This window comes from Thermotoga sp. Mc24, from assembly GCF_000784835.1.
Taxonomy (GTDB): Bacteria; Thermotogota; Thermotogae; order Thermotogales; family Thermotogaceae; genus Thermotoga.
In genome coordinates this window covers 93,406-109,843 of record NZ_JSFH01000004.1, presented here as the reverse complement: position 1 = coordinate 109,843, position 16,438 = coordinate 93,406, and the positions used below count along the sequence as shown (strand labels likewise).

Below are 16,438 nucleotides of genomic sequence, written 5' to 3'. Positions count from 1 at the left end.
TGCATAGGGGAAAGTAGGAGGTCAAGGTACTAAGGGCACGCGGTGGATGCCTTGGCGGCGGGAGGCGATGAAGGGCGTGGCAAGCTGCGATAAGCCCGGGGGAGCCGCAAGCAGGCGTTGATCCCGGGATTCCCGAATGGGGAAACCCGGGTGGCCGTTGAGGCCACTCGCCGCCGAAAGGCGGTGCGACACCGGGGGAAGTGAAACATCTCAGTACCCCGAGGAAAAGAAATCAACCGAGATTCCCCTAGTAGCGGCGAGCGAACGGGGAGGAGCCCAAACCAGCGTGGTGTCAAAGCCCGTGGGCGTTGCCACGCTGGGGTTGCGGGACACGGTCGGGTGAGGCCACGGACTCGCCGGGGAGTTACAAATCCCTCCTCTAGCCGAACCACCTGGGAAGGTGGGCCGGAGAGGGTGACAGCCCCGTAGGCGAAAGAGGAGGGACTCCCTGGGCCGTGTTCCCGAGTACCACGGGACACGTGGAATCCCGTGGGAAGCTGGGGGGACCACCCTCCAAGGCTAAATACTACCCGCCGTCCGATAGCGCACCAGTACCGTGAGGGAAAGGTGAAAAGCACCCCGGAAGGGGAGTGAAAGAGGATCTGAAACCGCGTGCCTACAAGAAGTCGGAGCCCCCATTTGGGGGTGACGGCGTGCCTTTTGATTAATGAGCCCGCGAGTTGCCGTCGGTGGCGAGGTTAAGCCGACAAAGGCGTAGCCGCAGCGAAAGCGAGTCCGAACAGGGCGTTCAGTCACCGGCGGCAGACCCGAAGCCGGGTGAGCTACCCCTGGGCAGGGTGAAGGTGGGTTAAAACCCACTGGAGGCCCGAACCGGTGGACAGTGAAAAGTCCTCGGATGACCTGGGGGTAGGAGTGAAAAGCTAACCGAACCCGGTGATAGCTGGTTCTCCCCGAAATGCATTGAGGTGCAGCCTCGGGCGGTCTGTGCAGGGGGTAGAGCACTGATGGGGCTAGGGGGGTTTCCTCCGAACCCCGTCAAACTCCGAATTCCTGCACACAAAGCCCGGGAGTGAGCCCGCGGGGGATAAGCTCCGCGGACGAGAGGGGAACAACCCAGACCGCCGGCTAAGGACCCGAAGAGGTGGCTAAGTGGTAAAGGATGTGGAGCGCCTAAGACAGCTGGGATGTTGGCTTAGAAGCAGCCATCATTTAAAGAGTGCGTAACAGCTCACCAGCCGAGGCGCTCTGCACCGAAAATGTAACGGGGCTCAAGCCACCCTCCGAAGCCGCGGGTCAGTACCTCCGTTGGGGGTACTGGCGGTAGGGGAGCTTTCCGCTGTAGGATGAAGGCGGACCCGTGAGGGCCGCTGGACGAGGCGGAAGTGAGAATGCGGGCATGAGTATACGAAAGGAGGGTGAGAATCCCTCCCCCCGTAAGCCCAAGGGTACCTGGGGAAGGGTCGTCCGCCCAGGGTTAGCCGGGACCCTAAGGTGAACCCGAAAGGGGTAGCCGAAGGGAAGCCGGTTAATATTCCGGCGCCATCTGCGGTCGATGGTACGAGGGGTGACGCAGGAGGGTAAGCGCCGGGGGCAAGTGGCATGCCCCTCCAAGCGGTTAGGGCGATGACGGGCGTAGGTAAATCCGCGCCCCGAGCCTGAGCCGTGATGGGGAGGTCCCTTCGGGGACCAACGGCGCTGACCCCACACTGCCGAGAAAAACCTCGCGTACCGCTTGAGACCGTAGGTGCCCGTTCCGCAAACCGACACAGGTGGGCGGGCTTAGAAGGCTCAGGGGAGCGGGTGAACCCTCGCCAAGGAACTCGGCAAATTGGCCCCGTAACTTCGGGAGAAGGGGTGCCGCGTTAGGGTGAACCCAGGGGAAGGGGCAACCTGGAAACTGGGGGAGCCCGAGGCGGTCGCAGTGACAAGGCCCTGGCGACTGTTTACCAAAAACACAGGTCTCTGCTAACTCGAAAAGAGGAAGTATAGGGACTGACGCCTGCCCAGTGCCGGAAGGTTAAGGGGAGGGGTGAGGCTCCTCTTGTGGGAGCGTAGCTCCGACCCGAAGCCCCGGTAAACGGCGGCCGTAACTATAACGGTCCTAAGGTAGCATTCGCTGCCTGCCCACAGGGAAACCTGTGGGGCAATACCCGGCTGTATGCGGGGAAGCCCTTAGAGCCCTTCTTACCTGGGGGCTGCGGCCAGCCCAGGTAAAAATGGAAGGGATTGGGTAATCCGCAGGAAACCCCGTGAGGGGGATCCTCAGAGACTGTACGCCGGGCATCCAGTCCCCGTGAGAAGGGGTGGAAATCTTGGATCTCAAACCTGATTGGGTTGTTGGATTCGTCGATGGTGAAGGCTGTTTCTATGTGGGTGTTAATAGAAATCGCACCATGAAAACAGGTTACCAGGTTCTCCCTGAATTCAGGATCGTTCAACATGAAAGAGATATACAGGTTTTGTACGCATTGAGGAAGTTTTTCGGATGCGGTGTTGTTCGAAGAAACCACGATGATCGATACGAGCTTCGGATCCGGAAGAGATCTTGCTTGAAAAAAGTAGTGGAGTTTTTCGAAAAACACCCTCTGAAAACGAAGAAGAACGTCGACTTCAAGAAATTCAGAAGGATAATCCTGATGATGGAACGGGGAGAACACCTGACGAAAGAAGGTCTCATCAAGATCCTGGAAATAGCCATGGAAATAAACACAGGTAATCACGAGAGACTACGACGAGTCCTTGAAGAGATCCGGGGACTGGATGAAGATACAGTCCACCCCCATTCCGAAAGGATGGGATAAAGGTGAGCGAAATTCCTTGTCGGGTAAGTTCCGACCTGCATGAATGGCGTAACGACTGGGGCACTGTCTCGGCGGGGGGCCCGGTGAAATTTCAGTCTGGGTGAAGATGCCCAGTACCCGCGGCTAGACGGAAAGACCCCGTGGAGCTTTACTGCAGCCTGGTATTGGGCTCCGGTGCATCGTGTATAGAATAGGTGGGAGGCTGTGAAGCCGCCTCGCCAGGGGCGGTGGAGCCGCCAGTGGAATACCACCCTCGGTGCACTGGAGTTCTAACCTGACCCTGTGAAGAGCAGGGTGGGGACAGTGCCAGGTGGGCAGTTTGACTGGGGCGGTCACCTCCTAAAAGGTAACGGAGGTGTGCAAAGGTCGGCTCAGGTGGGTTGGAAATCCACCGCAGAGTGCAAGGGCATAAGCCGGCCTGACTGCGAGGCCGACAGGCCGAGCAGGGGGGAAACCCGGCCCTAGTGACCCGGCGGTCCCGTGTGGAAGGGCCGTCGATCAACGGATAAAAGTTACCCCGGGGATAACAGGCTGGTCCCGCCCGAGAGTTCACATCGACGGCGGGGTTCGGCACCTCGATGTCGGCTCATCCCATCCTGGGGCTGAAGCAGGTCCCAAGGGTTGGGCTGTTCGCCCATTAAAGGGGTACGTGAGCTGGGTTCAGACCGTCGTGAGACAGGTCGGTCCCTATCTGCCGCGGGCGTAGGAGGCTTGAGGGGGGTCCTCCCTTGTACGAGAGGACCGGGAGGAGGGGGCCTCTGGTGTACCGGCTGTCGCGCCAGCGGCATACGCCGGGTAGCTATGCCCCTAAGCGATAACCGCTGAAAGCATCTAAGCGGGAAGCGCGCCCCAAGATTAGGCCTCCCATCCCGTTAAGGGAGTAAGGCCGGTCCGAGAAGAGGACCTTGATAGGCCAGGGGTGTAAGCGCCGCAAGGCGTTGAGCCCACTGGTACTAATCGGCCGAGGCCTTGACCTCCGAAATCCCCTATGCAGTTTCCAGTGACCCTTCGAAGTATCCCCGGGTGCCGATACTGGGGCGGGAAACACCCGGTTCCATTCCGAACCCGGCCGTTAAGCCGCCCTGGGCCGATGGTAGTATGGGGGTAGCCCCATGCGAGAGTAGGTAGCGCCCGGGGATTTGTTTTTTTATAGATCACCTTTTGTTATAATAGTAACAAGGGGGTGATATCGTGGCGGAAAAACTTCCTATAAAAACTGTGATGGCAATCCTTGTGGAAAACAGAAGAGAAACAGCAGAGAAAGTTCAAAAGATTCTCACGGCTTGGGGCTGTCTGATCAAGACAAGACTCGGCCTCCATGATGGTGTTCTCGACAACTGTTCAGAAGCGGGTCTCATAGTTCTTGAACTTGTGGGAAGTCCTGAGCAGCACAGAGAACTCTGTGACAAACTCAACAAACTTCCAGGTGTGAAAGCAGACTACATGGAACTTTCATTCGATGAAGAATGAAGCCCCTCGAAAAGAGGGGCTTTTGTTTTACCAGGCGGTCCAGGTGACCCAGAGCCTCACGTTGGTGATGGTGACCGTGACGGTGGCATCAGTGGTGGACTCGTATTCGTTTTGACCAAAAATCACCCATAGAGTGACATCTTCGCCGTTGTTTATCTTGTCGAGTGCTGCTTTCAAGGCGCTTGAGTCGTTGGCGGAGATGGAAAGAGAGTATTCGGTTTTTTGAGAAGTATCTATATCGATATTCACATCTCCAGTCTCTGGAATGGACGTTGGTTCTTCAAGTGAAAAATCTATGAAACCATTAAATGTGAGGCTTCCTTCAACTGTGATCTTTCCAGACACTTCGATGTTGTGGAAATGTACTGTTCCAGGAACTCCCGCACTTTGCTGCGCGCTTTTCACATCTTCTGCTTTGATCGTGAAGCTTGTCCACCTTGCTTCTAGTGTAGTAGAACTTCCCGCTGGTACTTCGAACACCTGAGGTTCGATACCGGGGTTCCCAAGGTCGATGGGGATAGGCACCGGGATACATCCGGAAACCAGCATGAGAATACCAGCTGTGATCAGAGCCAACCAGGTGAGCACCTTTTTCATATTTTCACCTCCTTCTCTCTGAATGATAACACTTTGAAATTGTTTCTCAAAGCGTGTTAAAATCACCATGAGAGGTGATTGTATGCCGGTCACGTTTCTCACAGGCACTGCAGAGACTCAGAAAGAAGAATTGATAAAGAAACTCCTGAGGGATGGTAATGTGGAGTACATAAGGATCCATCCGGAGGATCCCGACAAGATCGATTTCATAAGGTCTTTACTTAGAACAAAGACAATCTTTTCTAACAAGACGATCATAGACATCGTTAATTTTGATGAGTGGAAGGCGCAGGAACAGAAGCGTCTCGTTGAACTTTTGAAAAATGTACCGGAAGACGTTCATATCTTCATCCGTTCGCAAAAAACAGGTGGAAAGGGAGTAGCGCTGGAGCTTCCAAAACCGTGGGAAACGGACAAATGGTTGGAATGGATAGAAAAGCGCTTCAGGGAGAACGGTTTGCTCATCGATAAAGATGCCCTTCAGCTGTTTTTTTCCAAGATCGGAACGAATGATCTGATCATAGAAATGGAGATTGAGAAGCTGAAAGCTTATTCTGAGGACAAAAAGATAACGGTAGAAGACGTGGAAGAGGTCGTTTTCACCTATCAGACTCCGGGATACGATGATTTTTGCTTTGCCGTTTCCGAAGGAAAAAGGAAGATCGCTCACTCTCTTCTGTCGCAGTTGTGGAAAACCACAGAGCCCGTGGTGATTGCCACTGTCCTTGCGAATCACTTCCTGGATCTCTTCAAAATCCTCGTTCTTGTGACAAAGAAAAGATACTACACCTGGCCTGATGTGTCCAGGGTGTCCAAAGAGCTGGGAATTCCCGTTCCTCGTGTGGCACGTTTTCTCGGTTTCTCCTTTAAGACCTGGAAATTCAAGGTGATAAATCACCTCCTCTACTACGATGTGAAAAAGGTTAGAAAAATACTGAGAGATCTCTACGATCTGGACAGAGCCGTGAAAAGTGAAGAAGATCCAAAACCGTTCTTCCACGAGTTCATAGAAGAGGTGGCGCTGGATGTATATTCTCTTCAGAGAGATGAAGAATAACTGGTACAGTCTCGCGGCCCTTCTTTCAACCATATACAGCAGACACCTCGATGTGGAAGCAAGACCTGTGAAGTTTGAGGAAATAAAAAAGTTCCCCCCAGAAGAGACCATCGTTGCCTATTCTTTCATGAGCTTTGACCTTGATATCGTCAGAGAAGAGGTCAGAACATTGAAAGAACGGGAATATACGCTCATCGCGGGAGGGCCACATGTGACAGCCGATCCAGAGGGTTGCTTGAGAATGGGATTCGATCACGTTTTCACGGGGGATGGAGAGGAGAATATTTTGAGGTTCTTGATGGGGGAGAGAAAAAAGATCTTCGATGGTATCTCAAAGAGAGTCAACTTGAACCACTACTCACCTTTCCTACCTTCGAAAGGAATCTACATGCCCATCGAAATCACGAGGGGATGCCCGTTTTCTTGTGCGTACTGTCAGACACCGATCATCGCTGGAAGACAGGTGAGACACCGTGATGTGGACGTCGTTGTTCACTACGCGAAACTCGGTGTGAAACACGGAAGGAAGCTCGCTCGTTTCATAGCTCCCAACTCCTTCGGCTATGGTTCGAAGAATGGAGTAACACCCAATGTAGAGAAGATAGAAGAACTCCTGTATGGACTCAAAAGGGTTGGTATCGAAGAAATATATTTCGGAACGTTTCCTTCCGAAGTGAGGCCAGAGTCTGTGACCGACGAAGTACTCAAAGTGGTGAAAAAGTACGTCAACAACCGTTCCATAGTGATAGGTGCCCAGAGCGGAAGCGACAGGATCTTGAAGATCATAAAGCGTGGCCACACGGTTGAACAGGTAGAGGAAGCGATAGAAAAGATCTCTCTTCACGGTTTTATTCCACACGTTGATTTCATATTCGGCTTCCCGTTCGAAACGGAAGAGGATGTGGAGAAAACTTTCAGCTTTATTGTTAAAATAGTGGAGAGATACGGCGCAAAGATCCATGCGCACACCTTCATGCCGCTTCCCGGGACGGAACTTTTCAATGCTGGGCCCGGAAGACTCACAGAGGTTCATTACAAATTTCTGGGGAGGCTCGCTTCAAAGGGTATTCTCGACGGTTACTGGATGAAGCAGGAAATGCTTGCGAGGAAGGTGTACGAAATTGCGAGTGGCGGCAGTACAGATGTTACCAGCGATCGGTGACTTCGAAGGAAATCTGGAGAGAATAGAACAGTTCATAGAGATGGCTGTTTCGGAAGGAGCCGAAGTCGTTGTCTTTCCGGAGCTCACAATCAGTGGGTACACCTGGGACGAGGCGATTCTGAAAAGGGGAGCCTTGTTTTTTTCAGAAGTCGCAAAGAAAAAGCTCTTGAAGCTTTCAAGGGAAGGACAGATACTGATAGCTGTTGGTACACCAAGGATCGTTCTGGGAAAGCTCAGAAACTCGCTTGTGATTTTCAAGAAGAAAAAGGAATTGCTTTTCTACGATAAAACACATCTCTTTCGTGGAGAGAAAAACGTCTTTGAACCTGGGGAGTATTTTCTTGTGTTTTCTTACAGAGGGGTAGTTTTTGGCACGTTGATCTGTTATGAGATCGGCTTCCCTGAAATATCACGTATTTTAACATTCAAAGGGAGTAAAGTGATTCTCTCAGCCTTTGCTTTTGGGAAGGCTCGGGGGCACACGTACGATGTTGCCACGAGATCCAGGGCAGTTGAGAACGGAGTTTTCCTTGTGGCATCCTCCATGTGCGGCGAAGGTTTTGTGGAATTCGTCGGAAGAACGAGGATAGTGGGTCCAAACGGAAAGGTTATGAACGAGATAGAGAGCGGTGAAGGTTTGATCTGTGAAGATCTCGATCTAGATGCTGTTTATCATTACAGATACGACGAAGAAGGAGATTCTCACGCTTACCTTAGAAACTACATGTCCCACCTTTACACGCTTCAGAAGGGGAGGTTATGAGGGTGAAATACTTCGGAACCGACGGAATAAGGGGAATCTTTGGTGAAACACTCACAGATGAGCTGGCCTTCAAGGTGGGCAAAGCGCTGGGAGAGATTGTCGGAGAAGGAAGAGTCATTGTGGGAAAGGACACGAGAGTTTCGGGGGATTCGCTCGAGGCGGCTATTTCCGCTGGCCTCACGTCTATGGGGGTGGACGTCCTTCTGTGCGGCATCATTCCAACACCAGCGGTGGCTCTCCTCACGAGGATCACCAGGTCGTTCGGTGTTGTCATTTCGGCTTCTCACAATCCTCCAGAATACAACGGTATAAAGGTGCTGAAGGGTGGATACAAGATACCGGACGAGATGGAAGCGGAGATAGAGAAGAAACTAGAGAACGAGAGTTTCCCGGTTCGATCAATTGTCGGCAGGATAAAATCGTTCAAAGAAGGAAGGGACATGTATATTGGAGCGGTCCTTGAAATGTTCAGGGATCTCGATCTCACAGGCGAGATGGTATCCCTGGATCTCGCAAACGGTGCCACCACGACAACGGCTAAAGAGGTTTTTGAACTCCTTGGAGCAAAAGTAGAGGTGTTCAACGACTCCCATGACGGACTTCTCATAAATCAAGGGTGTGGCGCCACTCATCCCAGGTTTTTGGCTGAAGAGATGAAGAACGGGAAGGTAGGATTCACCTTCGATGGTGATGGAGACCGTGTGATAGCTATAGACGAAGAGAGAAACGTTGTAAACGGGGATAGGATCATAGGGATCCTCGCAGTTTGGTTGAAAGAAGAAGGGCGTCTAAGCAGTGATACTGTGGTGGGTACCATTATGACGAATGGAGGCCTCGAAGATTTTCTCAAAGAAAGGGGAATAAAGCTTCTTCGAACGAAAGTAGGAGATAAATACGTCCTTGAAAAGATGCTTGAAAGCGGAGCGAATCTGGGAGGAGAAAGATCCGGTCACATAATAATCTTCGACAGAAGCACCACGGGAGATGGTTTAATAACCGCTTTGGAGCTGATGAGAATCCTCAAGCAATCAGGAAGAAAGCTTTCTGATTTTGCGAAAGAGATACCAGATTATCCGCAGATCACGAAGAATGTGAAAAGAACAGAGAGCATGTCCCTTGAAAATGAGAATTTGAGAAAGATCGTTGAGGAAAGCACTTCCAGAGGTTACCGTGTGGTGATAAGACCGTCCGGTACAGAGCCCGTTATAAGAATCACGGTTGAAGGGAAAGACAGAGAGGAGATAGAAAAGATCGTGGAGGAGATTTCAAGGGTTCTCGAGAGTTGATATCCCGTATTCTATCCATATCTTCGCGAGGGTCAACATTTCTCCCCATCCGACTGCACACTCGAGCTTTATTTTCATGTCCTCTTCGTTGAGGACAATTGTGTGGTCTTCCACTTGAACCCAGGTGCCGGTGTAGCTTGAAGGGAAGAACTCCATCTTGACGCGGGATCTGAATCCATCTTCGTATGTGTTCCAGGAGAACTCTATGAGATTGGGGGGTTCTAACCTATGGATGATGCCTTCGTCCGTCACTTCCTCCCCGAACGTTTTTCTGAACCACCTGAAGAAGATCTTTCCCCCTTCTTTGAGTTCCATCTTCATACCATCGGTGAACCAGCCGTCCCAGCCGTTTTCGTTAACGAATACCCTCCACACCTTCTCCAGAGGAGCTCTGATGTGAACGCCTGCCGTTGTTGGAGGTATCTTCATCCTTCTCCCTCCTGTAGACATCAGTTATTTCTTTTTCCAGTTTCAGGAAGGCTTCGACTACTTCTGGTGAATAGAGCTTTCCGGAGAGGGATTCTATCTCTCTGAACGCTTCTTCAAGTGGTTTTGGGTTTTTGTAGGGTCTTTTGGAAACCATGGCGTCGAAACTGTCCGCCACCGCTACGATGAGACCAGAAATGGGTATTTCTCTCCCCTTCAGTCCCCTGGGATACCCGGCCCCATTCCATCTTTCGTGGTGCGTGAGAGCGATCTCCGCTCCGAGTTGAAGGATAGGGGAGTTGCTCCGGCTGAGGATTCTGAATCCGATGGTGGTGTGCTGTTTCATGATTTCGAACTCTTCCGGTGTGAGAATACCGGGCTTCAACAGAATTCTATCGGGTATTCCGATCTTTCCAATATCGTGGAGGGGAGCAGCGAACTGAATCTCTGTGACGAAAACCTCGCTCATTCCCATCTCTTCAGCGATCCTTCCTGAGAGCCATCCAACCCTCTCTGTGTGTTTGTGTGTCTCCATGTCCCTGTATTCGGAAAGCATGTTCAGTATTTCCAGAACTTCGAAGAGAAAGTCTTCGTATTCTGTGAAGAACTCCTCCGCAGTTTTTTCCAAAAGGAAAAGTTTTTTCTTCAACGATTTCAGATAGCTGTTTCTGTACAGATGAAAGACTCTGTTTCTGAGGGCGTGGGTTATTTTCAGTCTCAAAAGTTCGAGATTGACAGGTTTTTTAATAAAATCGTCGGTTCCCACCTCCACACATTTTTTTATTATTCCGGTGTCGTCATACGCAGTTACGACGAAGACCACACAGGATGGATTCTTCGCTTTTATCTTGTTCACCACTTCTATTCCACTCATCCCTGGAAGCATCACATCCACCAGTGCGACATCGACGTCTTTCGAAAGTTCGACGGCTTTCTCTCCGTTTTCTGCTTCGATCACGTCGATGCCTGAGAGTTTCAGATACTGTCCCATGGCTTCCCGTGTGATGTCATCATCCTCTACGATCAGTACTGTCATTTTTATCCCTCCTGAGGGGAAGGGTTATTATGAATGTGGTACCATCCTTTTTTATGACCTCCATCGAACCCTTCAGATAGTTCACCAGTTTCTTCACTGTGAATAGTCCAAATCCGTTCTGTTCTTTCAGCCCCGGTCCTGTGTCGGAAACACGCAAGTTGATTTTATCATTTTTCTTTTCTATTTTGAGAGCCACTCTTCCGGAGGAAGTGTACTTCACCGCGTTCGAAAACAGGTTCGTGACCAGTGCGAGGAAAGCATCTCTGTCGATTTCGAGTTCGTCGAATTCCATTTCGATATCTGTTTCGAGGTTCTTGAGCCGAGCCATTTCCAGAAGCGGCTCCAGGGCTTTTTCCAGGTCATCTTTTCTCAGAACTTCGTTTCTTCCTATCGACGCTTTGAGAATCCTTTCTATCTCTTCTGTCATCTCGTGGCAGAGTTTTTCTATGTTTCTAACCACGGGCGAGGTCTCCGGGAACTGTCGTTTCAAGAGCTGAGCACTCACGTAAATGGCATTCACCGGGTTTTTCAAATTGTGTGCGAGGTTTTTGGTGAGTACAACGTACATGTCCTGGAATTTTTGTTTTTCTTCCAGGAAAGATACGTACTCCTCGACAAAGTTCGAAAAAGTGTCTCTTAACTCTGGAAAGCATGAGGACAATTCTTGCGAAAAATATTTGTTGAAGATCTCTCTCACTCTGTTTTGATCTTCCTCACGCAAAATTTCCGGTATGATTCGCAGGACTTCGATGAGAAAATTGTAAAGGTTCGTGACGACAGAAGAGATTCGTTCGGGAGGGATTCCGAGTTCCTTTGAGAGCTTTTCCGCTTCTTTTTTGGGTGTCTCCACGTACTTTTTCACGAAATGCCACATCAAAAAGATGCTGCCCGATGTTACATGATAGGGGTATGCACTTCTGAAAAAGTAAAAGAAGATCGAGGAAATGGAATAAAGAAACAAACTCACTGAAAGGAGTGTTGTCTGTGGTTTCCTGATGAAGAGGAAAAGCAAAAAGAGAACGAGCGAGGCGCTCTCGAAGTAGAAAGCCAAATTGAATCTCAAGACCGATACAGCAAAAAGGATTGCGAATATGAGAACAACGAGCCATTTGAAATAATTCTTTTTCTTCCCGATCAGGAAGAGAAAGAAACCTTCAGCGAGGATCAGCTTGGAGCTACTCAAAAACATCCACGCGTTTTCTGGATTCATGAGGAAAACTCGAAGAAAAAAGAGAGAAAACAGAGAGGAAAGCAAACACGAAAAAGTGAGGACGTTCAAATCCTCGTCTTTTCTTGAGCTGGTGTAGTGTGTGAAAAACGAGAGAAAAAGCGCTACAAAATTCAGAACGGAAACGACCACCACGTTTGTCGTTTCAGGAAAGAAAAAATACATAACGACCATACCAAAAAGCGAAATTATAATAAAGGGTCCATACTATCTATCCCCTGATTTAATCTAACATATAAAACCGGGGTATGTCAACAAATATTATAAACTATCGTTTTTTTGATTATTATAAAACTCATTTTAATTGTTGATTCTTTATCATAACGAATTCAAATATGTTTTTATGCATAATATTTACAGAGTACGATGATTCCCCAACCAAAGTTTTATTTCTATAAAAATCTCCGAGCGAAGACTTGAATAAAGGGAAGAGATCGAGTATAATAAATCACGGATGTGGGGCCGTAGCTCAGCTGGGAGAGCGCTACCTTCGCACGGTAGAGGTCGTGGGTTCAAATCCCATCGGCTCCACCAAAGAGCCCCTGCGTGTGCAGGGGGTTATTTTTTTAATTTAAAGGGGGAATTGAGGATGTTTCTGTTGAAACAGATTGGTGTGATTAGATCTCCTTTCAAAAGTCCTTCCGAATGCCCTTTCCAAGGGAGATTTTCTCAGGAAAGATTTACGATTGAACTCTTTCCTGAATACGAAGAAGGGCTGAAGGACATCGAAACGTGTACACATCTGATCGTTCTTTACTGGCTTGACAGAGCGAACAGAGACAGATTGATCGCCATTCCACCGTTTGACAAACGTGAGCATGGTGTCTTCGCGACGCGCTCTCCCCACAGACCGAATCCCATCGGTTTTTCTGTTGTGAAACTTTTAGAAGTGAGAGGTAGGGAGCTGGTTGTGGAGGGACTGGACGCTGTTGATGGAACCCCCGTCGTCGATATCAAACCGTATTCTTCGAAAATAGACTGCGTAGAGAACGCCAGAATTGGATGGTTCGAGGAGGTGTAGAGAAATGAAATTCAAGGTTTTCATCTCTGTTTTTCTGATTCTCTCGATCGTGTTGTTTTCGGAAGGAATTGTGATAAAGGATCTTCTTGGAAGAGAAGTAGAAGTTCCTTCGAACGTGAATCGAATCGTGGCGGTGGGTCCCGGGGCGCTCAGGTTGATTGCGTATTTGAAAGCCACCGATATGGTTGTCGGTGTGGAAGACTTTGAGAAACTCAGACCTTACGGGAGGCCTTACATAGTTGCGTATCCGGAGCTCAAGGAACTTCCGAGTGTTGGCCCTGGAGGACCAGGAAAGCTTCCAAATCTGGAGTCTTTGATAACTCTGCAACCCGACGTTGTCTTTATAACGTACGTTGACAGAAAGACGGCGCAGGACATACAGGAGAAAACGGGGATTCCCGTTGTCGTACTCAGTTACGGAGATCTCGGGACATTTGAAGACGAGGATCTCTTCAGATCGCTCGAACTGGCGGGAAAGATTCTTGGAAGAGAAGAAAGAGCCCATGAAGTGGTTGATTTCATAAAGAAAGCGCAGGAGGATCTCTCGACTCGATCTGAGGCTGTCGAAAGTCCTACTGTCTACGTTGGTGGAATCGGATACAAGGGAGTTCATGGAATCGATAGCACGGAGGCGAAGTATCCTCCTTTCGTGGTCCTACACGCGAGGAACGTTGTGCACGGGTTGGGAGAAGGACACAAATTCATAGATCCTGAGAAGCTACTCGTTTGGGATCCAGAGTACATTTTCATCGATGAAAACGGTTTGAGCCTCGTACTGGACGATTATTCGAAACACAGAGAGTTCTATGAGAGTTTAAACGCTGTTAAAAGAGGGAAAGTTTACGGCATTCTCCCTTACAATTACTACACCACCAACATCGGAACGGCTCTGGCCAATGCGTACTTCATCGGAAAAGTCCTCTATCCCGAACGTTTTGCCGATATCGATCCGGAGGAAAAGGCGGATGAAATTTATGAATTCCTTCTCGGAAAAAGGGTTTACGAGGAGATGGCTGAGCAATTTGGAGGATTTGGAAAGATAGATCTTTCTTCAGGAAAGATCCTCCGTGGAACATGGTGATTTACAGAAATTACGTTGCGAGAAGAATTTTCACGATTCTACTTTTATCGTTTTTGCTGGTGCTTGTAGGGATCTATTCTCTATCACATGGCGGCTATTCTCTGTCGTTCAAAGATATTATCGGCGCATTTCTGGGGAAGGGTGACAGGAAAGCACAACTTGTGATCTGGAGCGTCAGATTTCCAAGGGTGGTCGCTGGTATCCTCGTTGGTGCTTCCTTGGCAGTCTCCGGAGCTGTTATGCAGGGAGTTTTGAAGAATCCTCTTGCCAGTCCCTTTACAACGGGTACATCTCATGGTGCTATGTTCGGCGCTTCCTTAGCCATCGCACTGGGAGCGGGGTATTCTGAGAGTACTGGTAGTGTCACACTGAACAATCCCTACACTATTGCTCTCTTCGCTTTTCTCGGGGCGATGAGTTCTTCTCTCGTCATTTTTTTGATGGGAAAACTAAAAGAAATCACTCCGGAAGCGATGGTGCTGATGGGCGTTGCCATGGGTTCTCTTTTCACGGCTGCCACCGCGTTGATCCAGTACTTTGCCGATGATCTGGAACTCGCCACGATGGTTTATTGGAGCTTTGGAGATCTTGGAAGGACAACCTGGAGAGAAAACATCATACTTCTGGTGGTCTTTTTGACGGTTTTCGCTTACTTCCTCTGGAAGGCGTGGGATATCAACGCGATGGTTGTGGGAGATGAAATCGCAAAGTCGACGGGGATTGAAGTGGAAAAAGTGAGATTGATTCTGGTAGTGCTTTCTACTTTGCTGACAGCTATCAGTGTGGCGTTCGTCGGTATAATCGGTTTCATAGGACTGCTGGCACCCCACATGATGAGAATCCTCTTTGGGGAAGATTACAGATTTTTGATTCCCCTCTCAGCGCTGTGTGGTAGTGTTTTGCTGTTATCGGCCGATACTGTGGCACGTGTTCTTCTCTCTCCTACAGTTCTTCCTGTGGGGATTGTGACTTCTTTTCTCGGGGCACCTCTTTTCATCTATCTGCTCCTTCAAAGTAAGGAAAGGTGACAGAGATGCTTCGAATAATGAACCTCTCGTTCAGTTACAGAAGCAAAAAAGTTCTGGATAATGTCACTTTTAGCGCGCGGAAGGGAGAGCTCATCGCTATCCTGGGGCCAAACGGTGCGGGAAAGAGCACGTTGTTGAAGTGCGTAGCGGGTATCTTGAAGTGCCAGGGTGTAGAGATTTTTGGTAAACCTCTCGAGCACTACACCAGAAGAGATCTGGCTAGGATAATAGGGTACGTTCCACAGCGATTCGATCCCGGTATGTTGAACGTTTACAATCTGATCCTTCTCGGAAGAAAGCCATACGTAAGCGTCAGCCCTTCAAAGAGGGATATCGAAGTTGTAAACAGAGTGGTTGAACGATTGAATCTCCAACATCTGGTGTTTCAGAGAGCGAAGAATTTGAGCGGTGGTGAGCTTCAAAAAGTGAGTATTGCCAGGGCACTCGTTCAGGAGCCGGAGATCCTTTTACTGGATGAGCCGACGAACAACCTCGATCCAAAGAATCAGATCGAGATCATGGAGATAGTTCAAGATTTCGTGAAATCAGGAAAGATTGCACTAGTCGTGATGCATGAGATAAACCTGGCTCTGCGATTTGCTGATAGGTTCATTTTCATGAAAGATGGAAAGATCGTAAGCGACGGTGAAAGAGCGATTTTGACACCTGATCTGTTCTGGGAAGTGTACGGGGTGAACGGAGTTGTGAGGGAGATTCTCGACACACCTGTTTTTGTTCTGAGGGGCAAAGAATCTCCGGGACCCCGTGAAAATACTGACTAACAAAACAAAAATCCCCGCACTTGCGGGGATTTCGTTCGTTTTTCTCGTCAGAATTCAATCTTTTGGGAAGACAATGAACTTGATTGCCGTTCTGGTTTCTCCGTTGATCTGAACTTCTGCAAAGGCGGGAACGCAAACAAGGTTGATCCCACTTGGAGCAAGATAACCTCTTGCGATGGCTATAGCTTTCACGGCCTGGTTAACAGCACCCGCGCCAATTGCCTGAAGTTCGGCCTTCCCCTTTTCTCTGATAACTCCTGCGAGAGCTCCTGCGACTTTGTTTGGATTGGAATTAGAAGCAACTTTGAGTACTTCCATGTGTTCCTACCTCCTCTACGGTGAGTGTTCTTCTATGCTTTTCAGCGACATTGGTTTATTGGTTTTCGAGTGGCGCGCCCGGCAGGACTCGAACCCGCAACCATCGGATCCGAAGTCCGACGCTCTATCCAGTTGAGCTACGGGCGCGTCTCTGGGGTGACCAGCGGGACTCGAACCCGCGACCACCTGATCCACAGTCAGGCGCTCTACCAACTGAGCTATGGTCACCACGAAAAAATGGCGCGCCCGGCAGGACTCGAACCTGCAGCCCTCGGATTAGAAATCCGATGCTCTATCCTGTTGAGCTACGGGCGCACCAGAAACGTTGGAGCGGGCGACGGGACTCGAACCCGCAACCCTCGGCTTGGAAGGCCGATGCTCTACCAGTTGAGCTACACCCGCCCTTCAAAGACCCTCCAAG

At 49.6% G+C, this 16,438-nt stretch carries 14 protein-coding genes, 5 tRNA genes and 2 rRNA genes; 12 read left to right on the top strand and 9 right to left on the bottom strand.

The window, feature by feature from the left end:
• Positions 1 to 19: 19 nt before the first annotated feature.
• The 3 genes from MC24_RS01310 (at position 20) to MC24_RS01300 (ending at position 4,232) form a co-directional block, all read left to right on the top strand.
• Positions 20 to 3,739 (top strand): 23S ribosomal RNA (locus MC24_RS01310).
• A gap of 42 nt (positions 3,740 to 3,781) precedes the next feature.
• Positions 3,782 to 3,898 (top strand): 5S ribosomal RNA (gene rrf / locus MC24_RS01305).
• Between the two features lie 55 nt (positions 3,899 to 3,953).
• Positions 3,954 to 4,232: a hypothetical protein gene (locus tag MC24_RS01300; RefSeq protein ID WP_008193941.1), complete on the top strand. Its 279-nt coding sequence runs from the start codon at positions 3,954 to 3,956 to the stop codon at positions 4,230 to 4,232.
• Between the two features lie 27 nt (positions 4,233 to 4,259).
• Here the strand turns inward: MC24_RS01300 and MC24_RS01295 are convergent, their stop codons facing one another.
• Positions 4,260 to 4,829, bottom strand: a complete 570-nt coding sequence (locus tag MC24_RS01295; protein WP_008193938.1) for a hypothetical protein — start codon at positions 4,827 to 4,829, stop codon at positions 4,260 to 4,262.
• A gap of 82 nt (positions 4,830 to 4,911) precedes the next feature.
• Here MC24_RS01295 and holA point away from each other — a divergent pair, with 82 nt between their 5' ends.
• From holA to glmM, 4 genes are read left to right on the top strand one after another with little or no spacing between them, the layout of a single operon-like run.
• Entirely contained in the window at positions 4,912 to 5,886 is a 975-nt protein-coding gene (holA, locus tag MC24_RS01290; RefSeq protein ID WP_038051841.1) for a DNA polymerase III subunit delta, read from the top strand.
• Positions 5,855 to 7,048 carry a TIGR04013 family B12-binding domain/radical SAM domain-containing protein gene (locus tag MC24_RS01285; protein WP_038051838.1) on the top strand — a complete coding sequence of 398 codons (1,194 nt, stop codon included), beginning with the start codon at positions 5,855 to 5,857 and terminating at the stop codon, positions 7,046 to 7,048. Before holA ends, MC24_RS01285 begins: the two co-directional genes overlap by 32 nt.
• Positions 7,029 to 7,811 carry a carbon-nitrogen hydrolase family protein gene (locus MC24_RS01280; RefSeq protein ID WP_235280272.1) on the top strand — a complete coding sequence of 261 codons (783 nt, stop codon included), beginning with the start codon at positions 7,029 to 7,031 and terminating at the stop codon, positions 7,809 to 7,811. Before MC24_RS01285 ends, MC24_RS01280 begins: the two co-directional genes overlap by 20 nt.
• Positions 7,808 to 9,097, top strand: a complete 1,290-nt coding sequence (gene glmM / locus MC24_RS01275) for a phosphoglucosamine mutase (protein ID WP_038051832.1) — start codon at positions 7,808 to 7,810, stop codon at positions 9,095 to 9,097. The genes MC24_RS01280 and glmM overlap by 4 nt, the downstream gene beginning before the upstream one ends.
• Here the strand turns inward: glmM and MC24_RS01270 are convergent.
• From MC24_RS01270 to MC24_RS01260, 3 genes are read right to left on the bottom strand one after another with little or no spacing between them, the layout of a single operon-like run.
• Positions 9,077 to 9,526: an SRPBCC family protein gene (locus MC24_RS01270; RefSeq protein WP_012310736.1), complete on the bottom strand. Its 450-nt coding sequence runs from the start codon at positions 9,524 to 9,526 to the stop codon at positions 9,077 to 9,079. The genes glmM and MC24_RS01270 overlap by 21 nt on opposite strands.
• Complete coding sequence (locus MC24_RS01265) at positions 9,453 to 10,559, bottom strand: cyclic di-GMP phosphodiesterase (RefSeq protein ID WP_038051829.1); 1,107 nt, start codon at positions 10,557 to 10,559, stop codon at positions 9,453 to 9,455. Before MC24_RS01265 ends, MC24_RS01270 begins: the two co-directional genes overlap by 74 nt.
• The gene (locus MC24_RS01260) at positions 10,534 to 11,961 is read right to left on the bottom strand and encodes a sensor histidine kinase (RefSeq protein WP_038051825.1); all 1,428 of its coding nucleotides are present in this window, start codon (positions 11,959 to 11,961) and stop codon (positions 10,534 to 10,536) included. Before MC24_RS01260 ends, MC24_RS01265 begins: the two co-directional genes overlap by 26 nt.
• Before the next feature lie 284 nt (positions 11,962 to 12,245).
• On the opposite strand from MC24_RS01260, the gene MC24_RS01255 reads away from it, so the two are divergent.
• The 5 genes from MC24_RS01255 to MC24_RS01235 all read left to right on the top strand — a co-directional run bounded on the left by MC24_RS01255 (position 12,246) and on the right by MC24_RS01235 (position 15,699).
• Positions 12,246 to 12,321 (top strand) — tRNA-Ala (locus tag MC24_RS01255).
• A 55-nt stretch (positions 12,322 to 12,376) separates the two neighbouring features.
• A complete protein-coding gene (gene tsaA, locus MC24_RS01250; protein WP_004082829.1) occupies positions 12,377 to 12,808 on the top strand; it encodes a tRNA (N6-threonylcarbamoyladenosine(37)-N6)-methyltransferase TrmO in 432 nt (143 codons plus the stop codon).
• 4 nt (positions 12,809 to 12,812) lie between these two features.
• On the top strand, positions 12,813 to 13,889 hold the full coding sequence (locus MC24_RS01245; RefSeq protein WP_011943337.1) for an iron ABC transporter substrate-binding protein: 1,077 nt from the start codon (positions 12,813 to 12,815) through the stop codon (positions 13,887 to 13,889).
• Entirely contained in the window at positions 13,883 to 14,917 is a 1,035-nt protein-coding gene (locus MC24_RS01240; RefSeq protein WP_038051823.1) for a FecCD family ABC transporter permease, read from the top strand. Before MC24_RS01245 ends, MC24_RS01240 begins: the two co-directional genes overlap by 7 nt.
• Positions 14,918 to 14,922: 5 nt before the next feature.
• A complete protein-coding gene (locus MC24_RS01235) occupies positions 14,923 to 15,699 on the top strand; it encodes an ABC transporter ATP-binding protein (RefSeq protein WP_038051820.1) in 777 nt (258 codons plus the stop codon).
• A 54-nt stretch (positions 15,700 to 15,753) separates the two neighbouring features.
• Here the strand turns inward: MC24_RS01235 and MC24_RS01230 are convergent, their stop codons facing one another.
• From MC24_RS01230 to MC24_RS01210, 5 genes are all read right to left on the bottom strand, one after another.
• Positions 15,754 to 16,017, bottom strand: a complete 264-nt coding sequence (locus tag MC24_RS01230; RefSeq protein WP_004082838.1) for a stage V sporulation protein S — start codon at positions 16,015 to 16,017, stop codon at positions 15,754 to 15,756.
• Positions 16,018 to 16,087: 70 nt separating this feature from the next.
• Positions 16,088 to 16,164, bottom strand: a tRNA-Arg gene (locus MC24_RS01225).
• Positions 16,165 to 16,169: 5 nt separating this feature from the next.
• Positions 16,170 to 16,245 (bottom strand) — tRNA-His (locus MC24_RS01220).
• Positions 16,246 to 16,255: 10 nt separating this feature from the next.
• A tRNA-Arg gene (locus MC24_RS01215) sits at positions 16,256 to 16,332 on the bottom strand.
• Positions 16,333 to 16,343: 11 nt separating this feature from the next.
• Positions 16,344 to 16,419, bottom strand: a tRNA-Gly gene (locus MC24_RS01210).
• Positions 16,420 to 16,438 lie beyond the last annotated feature (19 nt).